19 protein-coding genes are annotated in these 20,301 nt (G+C 61.6%); 8 read left to right on the top strand and 11 right to left on the bottom strand.

The features are described 5' to 3' along the window. The first annotated feature begins 99 nt into the window (after window positions 1–99). From ACOYJL_RS04640 to ACOYJL_RS04620, 5 genes are all read left to right on the top strand, one after another. Window positions 100–972: an ABC transporter ATP-binding protein gene (locus ACOYJL_RS04640; RefSeq protein ID WP_433569052.1), complete on the top strand. Its 873-nt coding sequence runs from the start codon at window positions 100–102 to the stop codon at window positions 970–972. 4 nt (window positions 973–976) lie between these two features. Continuing rightward, on the top strand, window positions 977–1,720 hold the full coding sequence (locus ACOYJL_RS04635) for a class I SAM-dependent methyltransferase (protein ID WP_433569051.1): 744 nt from the start codon (window positions 977–979) through the stop codon (window positions 1,718–1,720). Between the two features lie 135 nt (window positions 1,721–1,855). Next, window positions 1,856–2,992 (top strand): CobW family GTP-binding protein, encoded by a 1,137-nt coding sequence (locus ACOYJL_RS04630; RefSeq protein ID WP_433569050.1) that lies wholly within the window; start codon window positions 1,856–1,858, stop codon window positions 2,990–2,992. A 72-nt stretch (window positions 2,993–3,064) separates the two neighbouring features. Further along, entirely contained in the window at window positions 3,065–3,595 is a 531-nt protein-coding gene (locus tag ACOYJL_RS04625) for a nitroreductase (RefSeq protein ID WP_433569049.1), read from the top strand. A 434-nt stretch (window positions 3,596–4,029) separates the two neighbouring features. Beyond that, entirely contained in the window at window positions 4,030–4,395 is a 366-nt protein-coding gene (locus ACOYJL_RS04620; RefSeq protein WP_433569048.1) for a VOC family protein, read from the top strand. Window positions 4,396–4,470: 75 nt separating this feature from the next. Here the strand turns inward: ACOYJL_RS04620 and ACOYJL_RS04615 are convergent, their stop codons facing one another. Next, the gene (locus ACOYJL_RS04615; protein WP_433569047.1) at window positions 4,471–5,172 is read right to left on the bottom strand and encodes a flavodoxin; all 702 of its coding nucleotides are present in this window, start codon (window positions 5,170–5,172) and stop codon (window positions 4,471–4,473) included. Window positions 5,173–5,283: 111 nt separating this feature from the next. Between ACOYJL_RS04615 and ACOYJL_RS04610 the strand changes: the two genes are divergently transcribed. After that, window positions 5,284–6,141, top strand: a complete 858-nt coding sequence (locus ACOYJL_RS04610; protein WP_433569046.1) for a LysR family transcriptional regulator — start codon at window positions 5,284–5,286, stop codon at window positions 6,139–6,141. 21 nt (window positions 6,142–6,162) lie between these two features. Here the strand turns inward: ACOYJL_RS04610 and ACOYJL_RS04605 are convergent, their stop codons facing one another. From ACOYJL_RS04605 to recQ, 5 genes are all read right to left on the bottom strand, one after another. Beyond that, a complete protein-coding gene (locus tag ACOYJL_RS04605) occupies window positions 6,163–7,071 on the bottom strand; it encodes a prolyl oligopeptidase family serine peptidase (protein WP_433569045.1) in 909 nt (302 codons plus the stop codon). A 5-nt stretch (window positions 7,072–7,076) separates the two neighbouring features. Then, a complete protein-coding gene (locus ACOYJL_RS04600) occupies window positions 7,077–7,532 on the bottom strand; it encodes a flavodoxin family protein (protein WP_433569044.1) in 456 nt (151 codons plus the stop codon). Window positions 7,533–7,570: 38 nt separating this feature from the next. After that, on the bottom strand, window positions 7,571–9,511 hold the full coding sequence (locus ACOYJL_RS04595) for an alpha/beta hydrolase-fold protein (protein ID WP_433569043.1): 1,941 nt from the start codon (window positions 9,509–9,511) through the stop codon (window positions 7,571–7,573). 21 nt (window positions 9,512–9,532) lie between these two features. Next, window positions 9,533–10,384, bottom strand: a complete 852-nt coding sequence (locus ACOYJL_RS04590; RefSeq protein WP_433569042.1) for an aldo/keto reductase — start codon at window positions 10,382–10,384, stop codon at window positions 9,533–9,535. A 384-nt stretch (window positions 10,385–10,768) separates the two neighbouring features. Beyond that, complete coding sequence (gene recQ / locus ACOYJL_RS04585; protein WP_433569041.1) at window positions 10,769–12,676, bottom strand: DNA helicase RecQ; 1,908 nt, start codon at window positions 12,674–12,676, stop codon at window positions 10,769–10,771. Between the two features lie 233 nt (window positions 12,677–12,909). Between recQ and ACOYJL_RS04580 the strand changes: the two genes are divergently transcribed. Then, entirely contained in the window at window positions 12,910–13,524 is a 615-nt protein-coding gene (locus tag ACOYJL_RS04580) for a TMEM175 family protein (RefSeq protein WP_433569040.1), read from the top strand. Window positions 13,525–13,552: 28 nt separating this feature from the next. Here ACOYJL_RS04580 and ACOYJL_RS04575 read toward each other — a convergent pair whose 3' ends face one another. From ACOYJL_RS04575 to ACOYJL_RS04560, 4 genes are all read right to left on the bottom strand, one after another. After that, window positions 13,553–14,299, bottom strand: coding sequence for an energy-coupling factor transporter transmembrane component T family protein (locus tag ACOYJL_RS04575; RefSeq protein ID WP_433569039.1), 747 nt, complete (start codon window positions 14,297–14,299; stop codon window positions 13,553–13,555). Next, window positions 14,292–16,052, bottom strand: a complete 1,761-nt coding sequence (locus ACOYJL_RS04570; protein WP_433569038.1) for an ABC transporter ATP-binding protein — start codon at window positions 16,050–16,052, stop codon at window positions 14,292–14,294. The genes ACOYJL_RS04575 and ACOYJL_RS04570 overlap by 8 nt, the downstream gene beginning before the upstream one ends. A gap of 75 nt (window positions 16,053–16,127) precedes the next feature. Continuing rightward, window positions 16,128–16,694 carry a hypothetical protein gene (locus ACOYJL_RS04565; RefSeq protein WP_433569037.1) on the bottom strand — a complete coding sequence of 189 codons (567 nt, stop codon included), beginning with the start codon at window positions 16,692–16,694 and terminating at the stop codon, window positions 16,128–16,130. A 368-nt stretch (window positions 16,695–17,062) separates the two neighbouring features. Continuing rightward, window positions 17,063–18,250 carry an Mbeg1-like protein gene (locus tag ACOYJL_RS04560; protein WP_433569036.1) on the bottom strand — a complete coding sequence of 396 codons (1,188 nt, stop codon included), beginning with the start codon at window positions 18,248–18,250 and terminating at the stop codon, window positions 17,063–17,065. 158 nt (window positions 18,251–18,408) lie between these two features. Between ACOYJL_RS04560 and ACOYJL_RS04555 the strand changes: the two genes are divergently transcribed. Further along, entirely contained in the window at window positions 18,409–19,212 is an 804-nt protein-coding gene (locus ACOYJL_RS04555) for a spermidine synthase (RefSeq protein WP_433569035.1), read from the top strand. 73 nt (window positions 19,213–19,285) lie between these two features. On the opposite strand, the gene add is transcribed toward ACOYJL_RS04555, so the two are convergent. Then, on the bottom strand, window positions 19,286–20,293 hold the full coding sequence (add, locus tag ACOYJL_RS04550; protein WP_433569034.1) for an adenosine deaminase: 1,008 nt from the start codon (window positions 20,291–20,293) through the stop codon (window positions 19,286–19,288). Window positions 20,294–20,301: the final 8 nt, after the last annotated feature.

Here is a 20,301-nt window from a genome sequence, read left to right as displayed (position 1 = left end):
AGCCGAAGTTGATTTTCTTATAGTAGGACTTCACGCGCTTGTTGGCGCGCGCTACTTTTCTTTTTAAATACATCCACAGGTGGAAGCTAGAGGCGAATCATGCAGCAAGACTCAAGCGCCGAGAAGAACCGTGCCAAGCAAATCGAGGTCCCCGCCGCGAACGGAGCCCCTGACGCTCCTGCTGTGCCGCTTTTTAAGATTCACGACGCAACGGTCGTGCGCGCGGGGAAGACGATTCTGCATGTAGACGACTTCTCTCTGGCGGAGGGTGAGCACGTGGCGCTGCTCGGTCCTAACGGCGCTGGCAAGTCGACCTTCATCCAGCTGCTGACGCGCGAGGTGCAGCCCCTTTGGCACGAGACGCCGGCCGTGCTCTTTCGCGGCCAGGCGCGCCCGCTCTTGCGCGACGTGCGCCAGACCATGGGCGTCGTGAGCTCCACGATGCACGACCAGGTGCGCGTCCACCTGCCCGTCTTGCAGATTGTGATTGGCGGCCTTTATGGCACGCTCGGCCTTCCGATGGGCGTGCGGATAACCGATTCGGACAAGGCGTCGGCGCTTGACGCGCTCGACCGGCTTGGCATTGCCGACCTTGCGAAACGTGACATCATGACCCTTTCGACCGGGCAGGTGCGCCGCGTGCTGGTGGCGCGTGAGCTCATCCGCGACCCGCAGGTGCTCGTCTTTGACGAGCCTTGCACGGGGCTCGACCCCGAGGGGATGTATCACGTGCGCGAGACCATGAGCACGCTTGCCGCAGAGGGCCGCTCGGTCATTCTGGTGACGCACTATCCCGAGGACATCATCCCCGCAATCAAGCGAGTCATGCTCATAAAGAGCGCTGCCATCTTTGCCGATGGCCCCAAGGAGGAGATCCTTCGCGACGAGGTCCTTTCCAACCTCTTCGAAGTTCCGCTTCACGTGGGCGAGCAGGACGGATGGTACTCTCTGCGCGGCGTTTACGAGGGGTAGCGCCGTGGGCGATACCGTGGGTGAGCGCAACAGCGCGGCAGGAACGCCGGGCGAGGACGTCGACCTTTGCCTGGGGCGTCGGGAAGTTGCGACTGGCGTGGAGCTCGTGCGTACCGGCGAGGGCCTTGCGCTCTCGGGCGACGGCATGGTGCTCAGGGGTGACTTCTCGCGAATGCTGCCGCGCCTGAGGAAGCAGAATCTCGCGCACGAGCTCGTCGTGCGCGCGGCGCGCATTCGCGGCGTAGCGGCGGAGCAGCTCAGAGCTATCGATGCCACGGCGGGACTGGGGGAGGACGCGCTGCTCCTTGCGGCGGCGGGCTTCTCGGTTACCATGTACGAGCGTGACCCCGCGATGGCTGCGCTTCTCGAGGACGCGCTGGCTCGGGCCGCGCGCGATTCGCGGCTGGCGGATGCCGTCTCGCGCATGGAGCTGCGCAAGAAGGACAGCATACCCGAGCTTCTTCGGCTGGCGACCAGCTCCGAGGATGCTCCCGACATCGTTCTTCTCGACCCCATGTTTCCTGAGCGGAAGAAGAGCGCCGCGGTCAAGAAGAAGCTGCAGCTGATCCAGCGGCTCGAGGCGCCCTGCTCGGATGAAGCGGAGCTGCTCGACGCTGCAATCGCGGCAGGTCCTCGCAAAGTGCTGATAAAGCGCCCGGCCAAAGGTCCGTGGCTTGCGGGCAGAAAGCCGAGCTACTCGCTTTCAGGAAAGGCCATTCGCTATGACGTTATCGCCTTGGGGCGATGAGCGGGCGGAAAGTGTCTCCGTTGTCGCTGCGTGACGATAGTGTCGTTGTCGCTCGGCGGCAAAGAAAGCCGGCAAAAACGGGTACGCTTACGAAGGCAAAAAGGAACCACTGGTAAACATCAAGGGAGCAACCCCATGCCTAACAACAAGCAGGTCAAGATTATCTTGCTGACGGGATACCTTGGCGCTGGCAAGACGACCCTTCTCAACCGCATTCTGGCCAACGACGAGGGCATCCGCGCGGCCGTTATCGTGAACGATATCGGGGAGGTCAACGTGGACGCCAGCCTGATCAAGAACGGCGGCCTGTCCGCGACGGACGACCTTATCCCCATGACAAACGGCTGCATCTGCTGCACGCTTTCCGGTCAGCTTTCCGACCAGCTTGACAGTCTGGCCATGTCCGGCAACTTTGACTACATCATCATCGAGGCCTCGGGAGTCTGCGAGCCCATCCCCATCGCCTACACCATCTCGGCGTTCTGCGACCAGAGCCAAGACGAGAACGTCGCGCCGCTTGCGCTCGACAACATCGTGTGCGTGGTAGACGCAAAGCGCATGTGGGACGAGTTCGAGGGCGGCCATGCGCTTGAGCGCGAGGACATCGACGAGGACGACGTCGAGAGCCTTCTCATCCAGCAGATTGAGTTCTGCACGACGCTGATCCTGAACAAGTGCGATCTTGTTTCCCGCAAGCAGATCAAAGAGCTCAAGGCAATCGTGCGCGGCCTGCAGAAGGACGCCGTGATCATCGAGGCCAAGAACGGCGAAGTTCCCATGAACGAGCTTCTGGACACTGGGCGCTTCAACTTTGAGGACGCGTACAACTCGTCCGTTTGGGCCGACGCGATGGCGCATCCCGAGGAGCACGAGGACCCCGAGGTGCTCGAGTACGGCATCCAGACCTTTGTCTACGAGCGCCGCAAGCCCTTTGACATCGACAAGCTCTCCGAGTTCGTGCACCACTGGCCTCACAGCATCATCCGCGTGAAGGGCCTCATGTGGTGCGACCAGGACCCCGACATGAGCTACGTCTTCGAGCAGGCGGGTCAGCAGGTGACGCTCACCGAGAATGGGCTGTGGGTTGACTCTGCGCCCGAGGACGAAAAGAAGAAGATGATCGCCGAGACTCCTGAGCTCGCGCAGGATTGGGACCCCGTCTGCGGCGATCGAATCACGCGCCTGTGCATCATCGGTCGGCACATGGACCGCGACTCCGTGGTCGCCGGACTCGATGGCTGCCTGACCGAATGGGTTCCCGACGAGGCATAAGGCTTGGCGGCATAACGCATCCCCTCTGACTTTGAGCAGGTCAGAGGGGCTGTTTTTAGAAGGGGGAACGTCATGAGCGAAAACGAAGTGCTTCAGGCAATACGGGAACGCCGATGCGTGCGAAAGTTCTCAGACAAGCCGGTTCCGCGCGAACTGATAGAGAAAGTGGTCGAGGCGGGACTCTGGGCTCCTAGCGGAATGGGGCGTCAGTCGTCCATTGTGCTTGCTGTCACCGATAGCAAAGTTCGCAATCGCCTTGCGGAGGCCAATCGAAAGGTTATGGGCGCCCCCGAAGGCACCGACCCATTTTATGGGGCTCCGGTCGTGCTGGTCGTCCTTGCAGACGCGAACTGCCCGACTGCCGTCGAGGACGGGAGCGTGACCCTTGAGAACATGCTGCTAGCTGCTCATTCGCTAGGATTGGGCGGCTGCTGGATTCACCGTGCGCGACAAGAGTTTGAACAGCCCGAATTTAAAGAGCTGCTGGTCAAACTGGGCGTGAAGGGCGACTACATCGGAGTCGGCCATTGCATTCTTGGCTGGCCTGACCAGGTTCCTGAGGTCAAGCCCCGCCGTGACGGTCGCGTGTTCTGGGTCGAGTAGACGGTTTGGCGCCCTAGCTGAACCCTTTAGCGTGGAAACTAGGCAGCTGGGGCGCCATCGTGGATTTCGATTGCGCCGAAGTCGCCCTAGTTGCACTTTTTTCTCGTGATTTGCACCGAAGTGCCCCTACTTACACTGGGGTTTCGGTATGGGGTCCGTAGTCCTGAATAGCTACTGCATATATTAAGAAGTATGTCTGCATAATATGCAAATATTTGCATATTATGCAGACATACTCCACTGGGCCCTCAAGGTCCAGTGTAACTAAGCCGACTTCGGTGCAAAATTCTGATTTTTTGTGTAACTAAGCCGGCTTCGGTGCACCTGTGAAAGCTGGGCTGTGGGTTTGCGCGCCATATGTTGTGGAGCTTTTATTTCCCTCTGTGTCAGGACACTAGAATAGCCGCGAAACGCGCTTGAGAAAGGAGTTCAGAATGCAAGCTCGCTTTGTACATCGCTGCACGCATGTCCTCGACAAGCAGAAAACCATCTCGTTTTATGAGAAGGCACTTGGCTTTCATGTGGTAAGGGAGGTGGGCCCTGCCGACGGCTCGTGGACCAACACGTTCATGGAGGCGGATGGCTGCACGTTCCAGCTGGAGCTCACCTGGAACCGTGGACGCACCGAGCCCTATGCAAACGGGGGCTCAGACACGCACATAGCCTTCTGCGTTGACGACTATGACGCCTTCCACAAGCTTCACGAGCAGATGGGCTGCATCGTCCACGAGAATCCTGCGATGGGCCTTTACTTCATCGCTGATCCTGACGATCAGTGGATTGAGATTCTGCCTGAGTAGCGGGCAGTGCCTTTCGTTCGTTCGAAGAACTTGGGGCCGCGCCATTGTGCCTTTGGCGCGGCCCATTTTTAACTGCTACAGACCGAGCGACGCAGCCCAATCATCGACGTCTGACTGTTCAGGCTCCTCGCGAAAGCGCTGCCCTTCCTCCCAGTTGCCTGTGCCGGCAAGCTCGCTGAGCTCGTCCGTCGTGTTGCCAAGCCCAGACGCCTGTGACGTGCAGAACGTGATTACCCTCTTGTCGGTGAAATCGTTGTCCGAGACAAAGCGGTTGAGCGGCCAGGCGGCCTGCGCCCACCAGATGGGATAACCTACCAGCACTGCCTGATACCCGTCAAAACCGTCGGGCGTGGTCTGGACAAGCGGCGTGTCGCGCTGGTCCTCGTTCACGTGCTCCTGCGAGACGCGCGAGCTGTCGTCATTAAAGTTGAGGTCGTCGTCGGTATAGGGCTCCTGCGGCACCACTTCAAAGATGTCAGCGCCAAGGTCTTCCGCCAGTCGCTCGGCGACGGCGCGAGTGTTCCCCGTGGCAGAGAAGTAGGCGACAAGAATCGAGCTTCCCGTGGAGCCGGTGGTGTCTGTGGTTGCCTCGCTGCTCTCAGAGCTGGAGCCAGAATCGGATCCAGAGTCGGTGGTCTCGGTTGCGTCATTGCTTGTCGAGGCGTCGGTTGCATCGCTTGAGCAGCCCGAAAGCGCAACGAGAGCACTTGCCCCCGCCACTCCGAGAAGCCCTGTCAGCATCTCTCTGCGCGTAAGCGTGCTCTTCTCGTTTTTCATGGCATTCTCCTCTCTGTCGTCTGTATACATTTTCGGTCTGCCATCAGTGTATGTACAATGCTCAGTGATACCGTCTGTATGCAACTCGTGCATAGAAGAGAGGGGCGCCCCATGGAGCTTGAGCAGCTGAGGCAAATCGTTGAGGTTGACAGGCTGGGCACCATCTCGGCCGCCGCGGAAGAGCTCCACATCACGCAGCCAGCGCTTTCGAGATCGATTCGCCGCCTTGAGAAGGACCTCGGTCAGGAGCTTTTTGACCGCAGCCACAATTCCGTTACGCTCAACGCAGCCGGCAGGCTTGCGGTGAGCCATGCCAAGCGCATCCTGGCTGACGTTCGCCTGATGCGCGACGACTTCGACGAGCTCGCCCAACGCGAGCGCACCATCAAGATCGCCTCCGTGGCGCCGGCTCCCACGTGGCGCCTGACCGCTATGGTCGTTGAGCGCTTTCCTGGGACGATTCTGGCGCCGCAGCTGATGGGGGACTCGGCAGCGCAGACGGCGCTCGCCAATCGCGATGTCGACATGGCGATTCTGCGCCATCCCGTCGCCCTGCCCACCATGCACTCCATCCCGCTCATGAGCGAGGATCTTTTCGCCAGCATTCCCGAGGGAAATCCCCTTGCCGGCAAGAGCGTCGTCTCGTTCGCTGACCTCGATGGGCAGCCATTTCTTGTGTTCAAGGGCATCGGCTCTTGGATGGACATCGTGAGGCAGCGCATGCCGCTTTCGCAGCTTGTCGTGCAGGAGGACCGAGAGGTGTTTTTGCAGATGCTGCTCACGAGCGACCTTCTCGCCTTCACGTCAAACGCGCCCCAGAACGATGGCGACGTCCAAGGTCGCGCGCGCGTGCCCATCTCGGACGCCGACGCGCATGCCACATTTTTCCTAGTAACCCCTGTCGAGGGAGACGAGCGGGTCTCAGAGATCTGCTCGTGGGTCGAGAAGCAGGGCGAACGGTCCAACTAAGCGCGGCGCCTTGTCTGCCCGTCATGCGTGCGAGAAGAGCCATCCCATAATCTGCTCGTCATGTGGGAAGAGCGCCCCGCCGCCCGCGTGCTGGCCGTATTGCTCGCCCGTCTCGCCAAAGTAAGACGTGGGCTTCACGTCGAGTGTCACGAGGTCGGAGATTTCGCCCTCGCTCAGCCCTTCTTGGGCATAGGCGTCAACAAACTGCTGGTAGGTTGCCCTATCGTAGTCTGGTCCGTAGTAGTCGTCTTGCTCGCCGATGGCCATGTAGACGGGAAGGCGCGCGGAAACCACGGGCCCGATGTCGCCGTCCCAGCGCGAGATGCAGTGAAGCACGGCGGCGTAGAGACCGGGCGCTTGGGCTACGACGAGCGAAGCAGTCTCTCCGCCGCCCGAGCAGCCCGAAAGAACCACGCGCGACGGGTCTATTGCGTAGGCGCTCAGAAGCCAGCGCGTGAGGGCAACGGTCTGGTCGGCGGAGGTTTCTCCCCAGTCTTCGAGCTGCGGCGTCGCCACGATCATGTCAGAAACGTAGTCGTTGGCTACGAAGGGGAAGTCTTCCTGCAGGTTTGCGCCCACGCCCTGGAAGAGAAGCCCCTCCCAACCAGGGAGCGCGACGTATAGCGCATAGGGAGTTGAGCCGTCGTAGCCGTCGGGCACATGAATCGAGAAGTGGATGTCGCCGTGGTCGCCAGCGTGCAGAACGTCGTCCACGCGGAAGCCGCGATGCGTCGTATCGCCTTCATCGAGGGTCCACGCGCTCATGCCCTCGCCCTCCTGGATTGTCTCTTGGGGCTGCTCGCCCGATTGGGTCTCTGCCGGTTGGGTGCCGTCCGATTGTGGCTCGCTTGCCTCGCAGCCCGCGAGGGCAAAGGCCATCGCTGCTCCTGCGAGGGAGAAGAAGCCCCTTCTCGTAACGCTTGCAGGCATGTGGGCTACTCGCTGAAGTCGCGCGCAACCTTGGCGATGTCAGCCGGAGTCGTGACCATCCCCATGTACTGCATTCCGTATAGGGCGGCATAGCGGCTCATGGTGAACTCGCCAGCGGCGAGCTGCTGCTGGGTTGGGGCAGCGCCCTGGAACACAAACCAGAGGCGGCGTCCAGCAAGGGAGCCCTGGTCAATGGTGCCGTAGCTGCGGTCGAGCACGTTGCGCAGCGCTCCGGCCATGCTGTGCCAGTACATGGGCGACCCGATCACGATGTCGTCGGCTGCGCGGATGGCGTCGATGACTTCGCCAAACTGGTCATCCGAGAAGCTCTGGCCATAGGCGTAGACCTTGTAGTCAACAAGGTTTAGGGTCCGGTGCTTCTTGCCGTCCAAGAGCTTTGCGGCAAGGCGCGCGGTGTTGCCGTTCTCGTTGGGGCTTGCGTTGATGAAGAGCGTGGACATTATTGTCTCCTTACGTATCAATTTTCCTGCTGGTTTGTTTATGACTGCTCGTCCCAGAAGACGGCGGCGCGGTCGAGCCACCCCTCGGCGACCGTTCCAGTTCCCAGGCCAAAGCCGTGGGAGAGGCCGTTGAAGACCTCGATTTCGGCGGGGGTGCCGTTGGCCTGGATGCGCGAGATGCGCTCCGACATGGTTTGCCAGTCGGCGATGTAGTCGCTCGTGCCGACGCAGGCATAGGTGGGTGGCTCGTCTCCGGTGACCTCTGAAAGCCCGGTGTACTGCATTACGATGGCGGACGGCTTTGGGCAGGCCTCGCCCGAGAAGTACTCGGTGCCGTACGTGCCGACCCAGTCTGCCATGCGGGCGCCTGCGGAACCGCCCCAGATGGAGTAGCCGTCCAAGCCATGATTGAGGCCCAGCTCGTCGGCATGGTCCTGCACGTAGGCGATCGCACGAGAGAGGTCCTCGCATGCCGTTTGCGCTCCGGGGCGATAGATGATTGCGAATGCGTTGTACCCCTTGCGCGAGAGCTCAAGTGCGTGCGGCATGCTGTCGTGGATTGCACCGACATAGGCAAACCCGCCGCCAGCGCAGCAGAACGCGACTCGGCCGTCGGCATTGCCACGAAAGAAGAACAACCCGGTGTCGGCCTTGTCGGGGTCGGCGGAAATCTCGTCGTCAGTGTAGAAGCGCATGAACGGCGTTGATCCCTCTTCCGCGCGGCTGCGCAGGTAGTTGCAGATGGCGACCGTCTCTTCGGGGTTGATTTCGCTGTACCAGGTGAGGTCGAGGTCGCCCAGCGTGGACCCTGACATGTAGCCCTCGTCCACGGGAAAGATCAGCCGTCCCCAGTCACCCAGGGCGGGGTCGTTCTTTACGTCGTCGATGGGGGTGTCGACGCTATACCACGCCGCGTCCGAGGTGGACGCCTCGCCGTTGCTGGCAAGGCGGGGGCCATTGAAAAACAGGCGCATGCCGTTGTAGGTGTACTCGTTGGCAGCAGTGCCGTTGTGCGAGTAGCCCTCGCGCTCGCGGAAGGCGATGTTGCCGTCTGCGAGCGAGTCCGCGGCGTGGAAGGTCCCGCTTGCATCTTGCTCCATCGCGCTGATCTGCCCGCTGATGCTCGAGTAGGCAAAGTCATCAGTGCCCGACATCGAATAGATGAAGAAGTCGTCCGCCGTGTGGCCCTGGTCGGAAACCATCTGCGTCATCGTCGCGCCATCAGATGTGATGGCCCCGCTCATGGGCATGAACCAGCGGAAATAGTCCAGGCAGTACTCGAAAGTGTGCCAGGTGTTGACCGAGCCCATCGAAAAGCCGGCGAAGCCGCGGTGGTCGCGCGACGCCGCGAAGCCCGCTAGGGTCGTGTCCTCGGCGTAGGTTGACCAGCGGCTTTCGGCTGCAGGCATAAGATCGTTAACCAATTCGTTGTGGAAGTTGTCGGTCAGCTTAAGCGCGAGCGAGTAGTCGCCGCTGTCATCGCCGCTGGTGTTGTTGTAGGTGGGGAGGACCACGAGCAAAGGCTCTATCAGCCCGTCCTCAATTGCGTGGTCGACGATGTGCTTGAAGGTGTGCTCGTCGTCAGGCGTCCCCATGAGCGTGGTCTCGTTGCTCCAGCCACCGTGGCTAAGATACAGAATGTCATAGCGTTGCTGGTCGGTGTAGCCATACGGGACGTAGACCCAAGCGGTCTTGGAGAGCGGCTGGGTCAGGTCGCCCTGAGCGTAGGAAAATGATTCGTAGGTCTGGTAGTCAAGCCGCTCAAGGGTGCCTGCGTGATCTGCCGGCTGGTCGTAGCCGTCTGGGACGTACTCAAGCTCCGTGGGAATCTGGCCCGCATCGTAACCGGCTTCTCCTGAGATTGATTCTGAGGAGCCAGACGGGGACGAATCGCTTGCGCCGTTTCCGGAGCAAGCGGAAAGTCCCAGTCCAACAGCGCCTATTGCCCCCGCCAAACCAATAAACGATCTGCGGCTCATCGCTCGCCTTCCCAGGAGTGGCTACAGACTCTCCGCGACGCTTTTGAGCCAGGGACCGATGAACGAGGGGTTGGAGTGGTCAAAGATGAGCGACCTGCCGCCGTCGAGCGTGGCAATCTGCGTGCGCTCGTCATCGGTGAGCTGGAAATCGAAGACGTCGAGGTTCTCCGCCATGCGCTCCTTGTGGGTGGATTTGGGGATCACGACGACGCCCATGTCAATGAGGTAGCGAAGAGCCACCTGACCGACGCCCTTACCATGCGCCTCGCCAATCTGCGCGAGCAGCGGGTTCTTGAAGAAGTTGTTCGCGCCTTCGGCGAACGGGCCCCAGCTCATGTGCTGTACGCCCAGATTTACCATGTTCTCGTGAGCGGGCTTCTGCTGCCAAAAGACGTGGGTTTCCACCTGGTTCACGACAGCCGGCTCCTCAGCGAAGGCGTTGAGGTCAGCGAGGCGCACTGGGTCGAAGTTTGAGACGCCGATGGAGCGGACGAGCCCCTCCTTGTGGGCGCGGATGACGTCGCGCCAGGCGGCGTGGTAATCGTTGTATGCCTGGTGAAGGAGCATGAGGTCAATGTAGTCGGTGCCCAAAAGCTCGAGCGAGCGCTTGATTGAGTCGTAGGTCTTGCCGTCGCCGTAGTTGGTGATCCAGACTTTGTCGACGAGGAAGATGTCCTCGCGCTTTACGCCGCTTGCGGCCATGGCGGCGCCGACCCCGCGCTCGTTGCCGTAGGCTTGGGCGGTATCAATCAGTCGGTAGCCGACCTCGAGCGCGTCGGTGACGCAGCGCTCTGTGGTGGCGTCGTCAATCTGGAAGACTCCATAGCCCAGCATAGGCATCTGGTTGCCGTCGGAAAGCTTCGCGTATTCCATGGTGTCCCTTTCTCTGCAGTTGCTTGGTTGTGTCTGTCACCATTGATTCTGCGAGGTTGCGGAAGGGAAGTACAATGCCACTTCACAACGCCCAGCATGCACTGCGTGCATGCTGGGCGTTGTGTTGGGCGTCACGATCGCCTGCCCTGAGGGATTATTTGCCTCTGGGGCTGAAGTTTCGGAGGAAGGGCTGCTGCGCTGAGAAGGTGCTTGCAAGAATATTGCGGTTGTAGGTCATTTGTGGCGGACCCATTGAGTACGCGAAGGCTAACTTATTGTAAAAGCACAGGTAGAGAAATGGCACTAACGAGGTGATACTTAAGGCACCCGCGGAAAAAGACCTACAACCGCAATATTCTTGCAGAACATCGCTGCTTGCGGAAATCAATGGGCTTGGCCGTTGATTTCCGCAAGGAAGGCCTCGCCGTAGCGTTCGGCCTTCTTGGCGCCAACGCCGCTCACATCAAGGAGCTCATCCAACGAGCTCGGTCGCTTGGCGCACATGTCAACAAGCGTTGCGTTGCTGAAGATGATATAAGAAGGCACATTCTGTTCGCGTGCGAGCTGCGTCCGCAGCCTTGCCAGACGTGAATAGAGTTCTTGGTCGGAATCGTCCAGCTCCGACACGTCCGACGCCAGGCGAGACTTTCCGCTACGCTGAGCGATGCGTTCCGCTTCGGGCCTCGCCTGTTCTTCCTTGGCGATTTTCAGGACAAACGGGGAGTCCCATGGCGACTCCCGGCGCATGAAAGCGCGCGAGCCCTTCGTGAGACAGATGGTGGGGTAGTCGCCGCCCGTCCGCAGTAGCACCCCGCGATAGATAAGCTCGTCGATGATCTGGTGCAGCTGACCTGCTGAAATGTCGCGTGCAATTCCGTAGGTCGAGAGGGTGTCGTAATGGCGTCGCAGGATGCGCTCGCTCTTTGACCCGCGCAGGATGTCCACGATGGTGGCCGCCCCGGCACGCTGTCCCCGCTGTGCCAAGCGCGCCACGCAGCTCACAACCTTAAGGGCGCCGGTGGTGGCATCAACCTCCTCAAACTTTGTCAGGCAGTTCGAGCAGTTTCCGCAGTACGCGGGCGCTTCTTCGCCAAAGTAGCGGAGGATGAACGCGCGCAGGCAGCTCGTCGTGGTGGCATAGAAAGTCATAGTGCGCAGGCGCTTTTCGGCTACATCGCGCATCATCTGAGCTTGCTCCTCGGTCAGGTTTCCGCCTTCCCCCGACTTCGAGACTAGAAACTCGGCGGTCCTCACGTCGGAGGGGGAGTAAAGCAGCAGACACTCCGCCCTAGTGCCGTCGCGACCTGCTCGACCTGCCTCTTGATAGTAGTTTTCCAGAGAGAGCGGCAGGTTATAGTGCACGACGAAGCCGACGTTCGACTTGTCGATGCCCATCCCGAACGCGTTGGTTGCGACCATGATGCGTCGACGGTCATAGACGAAATCGTTTTGGTTCTGTTGGCGCTCCTCGTCTGAGAGCCCTGCGTGATAGCGCGTGGCGGAAAGCCCCTCAGCGTTCAGGAGGTCGCGTACGTCCTCGACGTCGCGACGGCTGGAGCAGTACACGATTCCCGACTGCTGGCCATGCGCGCGCAAAAACGAGACAAGCTGGGCGTTCTTGCCGGCGCGGCCGCGTGGGCGAGCGACGGAAAAGCTCAGGTTGGGGCGGTCGAAGCTCGCCACTACAACAAGCGGGTCACGCAGGCCGAGCGAGACCGCAATGTCCTTCTTGACCTGTGGCGTTGCGGTTGCCGTAAGCGCCATGGTGGGCGGTCGCTCGGGCAGGCCCTCTAGGAAGCCGCGAATGCGCTGGTAGCTGGGACGAAAATCGTGACCCCACTGGGAGACGCAGTGCGCCTCGTCAACTGCCACAAGAGACACGCCGCATCGGTTGATTGTTTCAAGAAAGCGCTGGTCATCAAGGCGCTCGGGAGCGACGTAAACCAGCGTGAACGCCCCGTCGCCAATTCCTTCTAGCACGCTGTCCCGCTCGTTCGAACGAAGCGACGAGTTGAGGTACGCCGCGGAAACGCCGGCTTGTCGAAGCGATGCGACTTGGTCCGCCATCAACGAGATGAGCGGTGATACGACGATGGTAAGCCCTCCCAATACGATGGCAGGAACCTGGTAGCAGATGGACTTTCCAGCCGATGTGGGCATGACGGCCAGCGCGTCGCGTCCGGCAAGGACCGCATCGATGATCTCCTCCTGGTGCGGACGAAACGAGTCGAAGCCGAAGGTGCCCTTGAGCACCTCGGCTGGAGACTTGCTTGTGTGACCGGTCGGCCCCATGCCCCTCCTTCCGCTGCGGCAGCAATGTCATGGTCTTCGAGGCGCCCACCATTGTCGCGCAAACCCCTCATGCGCGCCTTGGCGTTTGTGCCCCTCGTGCGCTCTCGACGCGGCATTCAAGCATGCAAACAATGCATGCAGATGCGAGACGTCGCTCAGGTAGCATACACAAGGCGGAGAAGCTATTGAGCGGCGATCAAGCCATCTGGTCGTCGATACAACTTGGAGGAGCAATGGAGAGAAAAGAGGGGCCCATTTCCTCGCGCGGGAAGATGCCCAAGGAGCGCCCGGCGGCATTCATGGATGCGGTGCTCGCAATTGTGATGACGATTCTGGTGCTTGACCTGCCGCGACCGACCGTGATGAGCGTCGCCGGCTTCTGGGAGCTCCGTCATGACTTCTTCGCTTATGCGTTGTCCTTCTTCTGGCTTGGCTCCATGTGGGTGAACATGCATAACGAATGGGACGGCGTCGAGGTCGTCGACACGTCCGTGCTCTGGCGCATGGTGCTGCTGCTGTTCTGCTCGTCACTCATCCCCTACGCGACGGGCGTGGTGAGCGATGCCATGTACAGTGCCGTTGCCCAGGCGTTTTATGGCATCTGCGTAATAGCGCTTACCTTGGCAAACGTATGGCTCAGCCGCGCGCTCGCCAGCGCCAACGCCGACGAGTCGCCAGACGTCATCAACCGAATGGAGCGCAGGCAGAGCGCCCTTCTTCTTGACTGCGCCATCAAAGTGGCGGGCCTTGCGCTCGCGGTGTTCGTGTGGCCGCCCGCGATGATGGTCTCCGTCCTTGTCGCCGCGGCGTTCATTACCGTGGTGGTTCGTCGCGAGGGGCTTGTCTAGGAGGGGATATCTGCGGGGCGGAGGGGCGCTAAAGCGCAACGCCTAGCATGACGAGCGCCGCCGCAAAGGCCATGAGCGCCCAGTCGCCGGCGGAAAGGGGGTAGCGCTTGTAGCTGCTCTCTCGTGTGCGCAAATAAAAGCCGCGCTGCTCGGCGGCAAGGGCCGTGGCGTCGGTCTTTCCGACGGAGCTCACCAGCAGAGGCACGCACAAAGGCAGCATGAGCTGCAGCTTCTTGAGGGGATTTCTCGTGTCGTACTCGACGCCGCGCGCAGTCTGCGCCTCCATGATCGCATTCATCTCCTGCCCAAAAACGGGGATGAAGCGCAGTGCCGTGGTGAAGGTGAAGGCATAGCGGTAGGGCACGTGAAGGATCTCGACGCAGGCGTTAGCGAGGTCGTTAAGCTTGGTCACGGTGAGCACAAGAATGAGCGGGAGGGCCACGCCGAGGAGGCGAAGCGCGGCTTTCGAGCCCGTCTCAAGGCCCTCGGTTGTCATCCAAAGCGTCACGTATTGGCCGCCGCGCACGAAGGCGCACTGCAGAAGCATCATGACGATCGCTACCGGCACCAGCACCTTAAGCAGCGTGACCAGCCGATCAAAGACGCCCGCATAGGCGCCGAGCGCCAGCGTCAGCGCGAGCAGCGCCACGAGCATGCCGTACGTCCCGGCCAGAAATGTCGCGGCAATGATGCCCACGGCGAGCGCCAGCTTGGCTACGGGGTTCGCGCGGTGAAGCGCGGTGGTGCCCTCGGAATAGTCAATCACGTTAACCACGACGAACCATCTCCTGAACGGTGTCAACAATCCCGGATACCTGGCTGATGCCAGAGAACGCTGGGCTCACGTCTGCCGCCAACGCCTGCGACAGGCGAACCACTTGCGGCGCCTCGACGCTCGCGCGTGCCATGAGGTCGGCGTCCGCAAAGAGGGCGTCCTTCTCGCCACGCGCCAGAATCTGTCCATCGGCCATCACGACGATGCGCTGTGCAAAGTCGGAGACCACCTCCATGTCGTGGCAGACCATGACAACGGCGCAGCCTTGCTCCGCCATCTTCCGGACGGTCTCCATCACGGTCATGCACTCGCGGTAATCAAGGCCGCTTGTGGGCTCGTCCAAGATCACGACGTCGGGATGCATCACGACAACCGATGCCAGCGCCACCATCTGCCGCTGGCCGCGAGAGAGCGAGAAGGGCGCCTCGTTTTCCGGAAGGCCAAAGCGCTGGATTGCCGCGCGGGCAAGCTCCTCGGCCTTGCCTTGCGGCGTGCCGTGAAGCTCGGGGCCAAATGCCACCTCCTCAAGCACGGTGTTCTTGCAGAGCTGACGGTCGGGATTCTGAAAGAGCGTCGAGACGTGACGCGCCACCTGCGAGACGGGCACTTTGCGCGTATCCATGCCGGCGACGGTGACGGTGCCCTTCTCGGGCTTCAAAAGGCCGTTCAGAAGCTTGGTGAGCGTGGTCTTGCCGGCACCGTTTTGCCCGATGATTCCCACGAGCTCGCCAGGGTAGACGCTCATGGTGACGTCGCGCACGCCCTTGCCGGTCCCGCTGTATGAGAAGCTTACGTCCTCCAGCTTGAGCGCGGGCTTCTGACCTGCTGAAACATTGCGATGCGAGGCTGCGGGCGCAGGGTCATTTCGGGCTTGGTCGGACGCCTCTGACCCCGCGTCCCGAAGAAGCTTGGCGATAAGGTCGTGCGCCTCGGTTACGGAAAGACAGGGTCTGCTGCCGGTGGGGATGACGCCCTTTTGGGCGAGGCTGTTGGAGACGCGCGCCACGCGCGGGCTGTCGACGCCCATCTTGCGAAGCTCGGCGCCGTGGAGAAAGACCTCGTGCGGGGTTCCGTCAAAGGCGATGCGTCCCTTGTCCATCACCAGAACGCGGTCGCAGTATTCGGAGAGAAGGGCGACCTTTTGCTCGATCACGACCACGGTGACGCCCTCTTGGCGCACGGTCCGGAGCGTCTCAAATACGAGCTTTGAGCTTGCGGGGTCGAGCGCGGCGGTGGGCTCGTCCAGCACGAGCACGCGCGGCTTCAACGCAAGGATCGCTGCGATGGCAACCTTCTGCTTCTGGCCGCCGGAAAGCGTTGCAATTTCGCGATTGCGCAGCTCGGAGATGCCAACGGTGGCAAGCGCGCCGGACAGGCGACCCTCAATCTGGTCTCGGGGGACGCCGAAGTTCTCAAGGCCGTAGAGCATCTCGTCTTCAACAACAGACGATACCATCTGCGTGTCGATGTCCTGCAGCACGCTGCCCACTACCTGCGAGATGTCGGTCAGGCTTACCTCGCAGGTGTCATTTCCATCAACGATGGTGGCACCGTAGAGCGTGCCGCCAAAGTGGTGGGGGATGGCGCCCGAGAGCGCTGCGGCGAGCGTGGACTTGCCTGCCCCGGACGGGCCGATGATGCCAACGAAGGAGCCCTGTCGAAGCGAGAGCGACACGTGGCTCAGCGCAGGGGAGTCGCCGCCCGTGTACGTAAACGACACGTCGCGCATCTCGATGATTGGACTATCGGACAAGACAAGCTCCTTCGAATGGCTTTGGTGCATTTATTTCGGACCTTCATGCACGCGAGATGACTCTCGGCGTTGGCGCTAGCGCTTCATCACCTTGGAGAGGGGCAGGTAGAGCGCCTGGACGACGATGGCGTTGAAGCAGGCAGTGCCAAGGACGATGGGAACCTTCACCAATGCGGTTGCCATGGCAGCGCCCATAATCACGTTTCCGCAGACAGCGAACAGCGCGCCGGAAACTAGGGTGGCGACAAACGTCGCAACCAGCGGAGTCACGTTCTTGCCGCCGACCTTGATGTTCAGGTGGGCGATGGCGCACATCGTGAGGGCGCCGCACAGCTCGGTGAAGAAGTTGAGGCCGGGGATGGAGGTGCTCAGCTGGATGACGGCGGCAGAGATCAGGCCAAAGATGGCAGCCTGCCCAAAGTTGGCGTTGGTCAGAAGGATCGCGAGCGCGTAGGCGGCAATGATGAACTGGGGTTTTATGCCTACGGTGGCAAGCGCGTTGCCGACTGTCATGTTGAGGATTGTGCCTGCAGCAAGCAGCACGGCGAGAAGCACGAGCGAGGTGATGCTCAGCTTGCCCTGCTTGCTGGCGACATCGGCGGAGACGGTGCGGGCGGTGGCGGCGTTGTTGTTCTCGGACATGGTAGTTTCCTTTCTGATTTGAACTCTTTGCTTTTCTTATCGGCGGCGGATGATTTTTCGCACAAAAAAGAGGGCCCCCGGTCTTCCGGGAGCCCTCACTGCGCACGATATAAGGGTAGGCGCAAGCGACTCACAGTCGACCGACAGCGAGAGACATGCGCCACCACCAGCTCATGGACGTAGAAGTGAACATCTGGTTGGTCATGGTGGCACCTCCTCGTTGCGGTCGTTGCTTGCGTTGGCTGGAACTATAAAACCAATGCCGGGTCAAGCGCAAGCGAGAATTTCTCAATTTTCCCGCTCGAAACAATTTCAGATTTCGGCACTGGGGCCGTTCTTGCCGTTCGGCGTCGGCGCTGCTGCGCGAGCTACGAGCTCCGGCGCTGCAGCAGGGTTGCGACGTTCGCCACGTTCTGGCGAACCATGATGGCGCTGAGGTTGGCAAGGGCTGGGAGCAGCACGTCTCGCGTCTGCGCGTCCATGTTTCTGGCCGCCTCAAGCACCAGGGCCGCCGTCTGCGTGCCGCCGGCAAAGACCTGCGTTGCGTCCTTTGCTCCAGAGGCCTCGATTGCGCGAAAGAGTGCGTCTACCACGCGCGGAATCTCCTCGTCGCTCATCGTCGAGATCCACTCGTTCATGACCGAGTGCGAGAGCTCGGCCTGGCGCGAGAGCGCTGGCGCATAGACGAAGTCATCCCCGTCAATCAGCCATGTGAACGGCGAATGCTGGTCTATGCCGTGCGCATCGCTCTCGACCACAAGCGTGGGGGCGTGCGTTTCCATCAGCATGCCGACGAACGACTCGGTGGGCACGATTCGCGTGATGCGCCCCTCAAGGCGCGCGAACTCGTCGGCGCCGACGAAGCCCTGCTTGAACCCGGGTCCGTCGAGGTCCCAGACGCGCTCGATGCGCGAGCGGACCTCCGGCGAGCAGCGAAGCGCTGCGTAGGTTGCAAGGTTTGCGCCCTTGGAGTGCCCGCCCACATACAGGCGGCCGGGAAGGTGCCGGGCGACGGACTCGAGGTAGTTCAAGGCAAGCGTCTGCGCAGGCACGGGAGGGGTTATTGCCATGTCAAAGTTCTCGCGCCAGCCCGTGATGGACTCGTCGGTGCCGCGATATGCGATGTAGGCAAAGTCGTGGCCGCCTGCTCCGCGCCAGACGAAGGTCGTCGCAGAGAACTGGATGTGCTGGTTGTCGTCAGTGATCGACGAGTAGTCGCGCAGCTCGAGCGTGCGGAAGCGAGGGCTTGCCACGAGCATGGCAAGCTCCTGGCGAATGCGGTCTGGAACGAGGCCGCTGAACATGCCGTCAAAGAGCTCCGCCTTGTAGAGATCTGCCACGTGAGCAGGGCGAACGCGACGGGCGTAGGCAATGTCGGCCAGGCGGTCCACGCGGTCGTTCGAAAGCGGCCCTGTCGTTGTGCGCACGCGCTCGGCGGGAATAACCTGGCCGCCACGCACCATGCAGAGCTGGGTGAGCAGCGCGGAGTCAAGGTTGTTGAGGGGCTTCTCGTCAAACGTTGCGAGCTCGCGCCCAAGGTAGTCGAACAGGTTCATGGTCCTCCGGAGTTCGTGGTCAGCTGCCAAAGCTTGAGCCTATGGTACCCACAACGTCAAGCCCTCGGACGGAAAGCATCCTTACGGCACGCCATCCGCACCAGCGCGTGTCGCGGCTATCATTGGTTGCGGCAACGGGCGCGAGATTGGGGGCGAGCATGGCAAGGGAAGCAGACGGGTATCGCCCTACCATCGCCGAGCGGCTGCCGCATGTGGCGTGCACAGCCTCGGGGCCCGCCTTCATCCATACCATCAGGCGCGGCGCGGTTTGGCAACGGGTCTTGAGCGTGGGTGGGGTGTGGCAGTCGGCCACGCTTTTTGGCCCTCGTCGCATGGAGCCTGCGTTTGCCTACTATCGCGCGTTTGCGCGCGGCTTCGACCTGGTGCCCGACGCGCAGCGCCTGCTGGTTATTGGCGGGGGAGGGTTTGCGTTTCCCAAGCTCGTGGCTGCCGAGCGCCCAAGCGTAACCACGGACGCAGTGGAGATAGACCCAGCCGTCATTGACATCGCCCGCCGGTGGTTCTATCTCGACGAGGCCTGTGAGCTGCAGCGCGTTGGCGGCGGCGCGCTCAACGTGATCTGCGACGACGGTCGCGCCGTGCTGGATGCGGCTGCGCCCGAAAGCTACGACATCGTGGTCCTCGACGCGTTCGTGGGCGCCGAGCCCGTGCGCTCGCTTGCAACCCGCGAGGCGGCTGTGTCCGCCCGCCAAGCGCTTTCGGCTCGTGGCGTGCTTCTCGCCAACGTCGCGCCGGGCCCGGGCGAGAGCTTCGGGTTCCTCCAGAGCACGGTGGCGACCCTGCGCGGTCCTTTCCGAAGCGTGGCAATCACGCAGGTTGAAGACGAGCGAAGCGACGGGGAGAACTACATCGTCCTTGCCTCGGGCGCCCCGCTCTGCCTTCCCGATGCCATCCCCTACGGCACCGACTTTTTGGGAGAAGTGCTCCACGACGAGAAGTAAAGTCCGTCGACAAGAGAATGTCTGTTCGGCGAGCCTCGGTTCTGGTCTTACTGCGCGGTTCTGGCCCCTGGTGCTAGCTCATCGCTGCGTATGCGTCGCGCACCTGGCGCTCGAGCTCTGCCTTCTTCTCGTCTGGGAGAAATGCTGCGCGCACGGAGGCAAGCTCCAGCGCAAGGTGGTCCTCAAGCCCCATTCCCAGCGCCTCTCCAACCAGGGCGTGCTCGCGCTGGACATCGGTGCCAGAGACGGCCATGTTGTCCGAGTTAAGGCACACCGCTATCCCAGCGCGAGCGAGCTTCTTAAGCGGGCAGCTGGCATAGTCGGGGTAGACGCACGTCTGGATGTTGCTCGTGGGGCAGACTTCGAGCGTCGTGCCCGATGCGGCCACGCGCTCGGCGACGTGCGGGTCCTCAAGGCACCGCACGCCGTGGCCAAGGCGCTTGGCGCCAAAGTCGAGCGCGGTGGCAACGGAGTCCGCTCCGGCAGCCTCGCCGGCGTGCACCGTGAAGGGAATCCCAAGCTCGCGAGCCTGTGCAAAGAGGCCCTCGTAGCTGGAGGTCGGCCAGATGGCCTCGGCTCCGGCCAAGTCGACGCCGCAGACGCCCTTGCCCAGCCTGCGGGCGGCCAGACGGAACGTCTCCTCGTTGGCATCGCCGTTGCCCTCGCCGCGCATCGCGCACAGGATGAGTCCGGCATGGAAGCTCGAGCGAGAGAGGCCGTCGAGCGCTGCATCTATGGCCTCCTCCTGCGTGAGACCGCCCGCGGTCATTGACTGAGGGGCAAAGCGAATCTCTGCATAGAGAAGTCCCATCTCTGCCAGCTCCTCCTGCAAGAGAAGCACCGACTCGGATATTTGCTCCTGCGTCTGCAAAAGCGAGAGGGGAAAGTCGAAGCGCGCAAGGTACTCGTTGAGGTCACGGCAGTCAGGGCTCACGCGCAGGCGCGAGACGAGCTCCTCTTCAGACGCGGGCAGCTCCTGGTTGCCAATCTCTGCGAGGCGCCGGGCGATGGCGGGCGAGATGGACCCATCCAGATGGAGGTGCAGGTCTATGAGTCCCGGAACGCTTGCTACCTTTCCCATGGTGTTCT

This window comes from Tractidigestivibacter sp., from assembly GCF_050946515.1.
GTDB lineage: Bacteria > Actinomycetota > Coriobacteriia > Coriobacteriales > Atopobiaceae > Tractidigestivibacter.
This window is presented reverse-complemented; position numbering and strand designations above follow the sequence as displayed.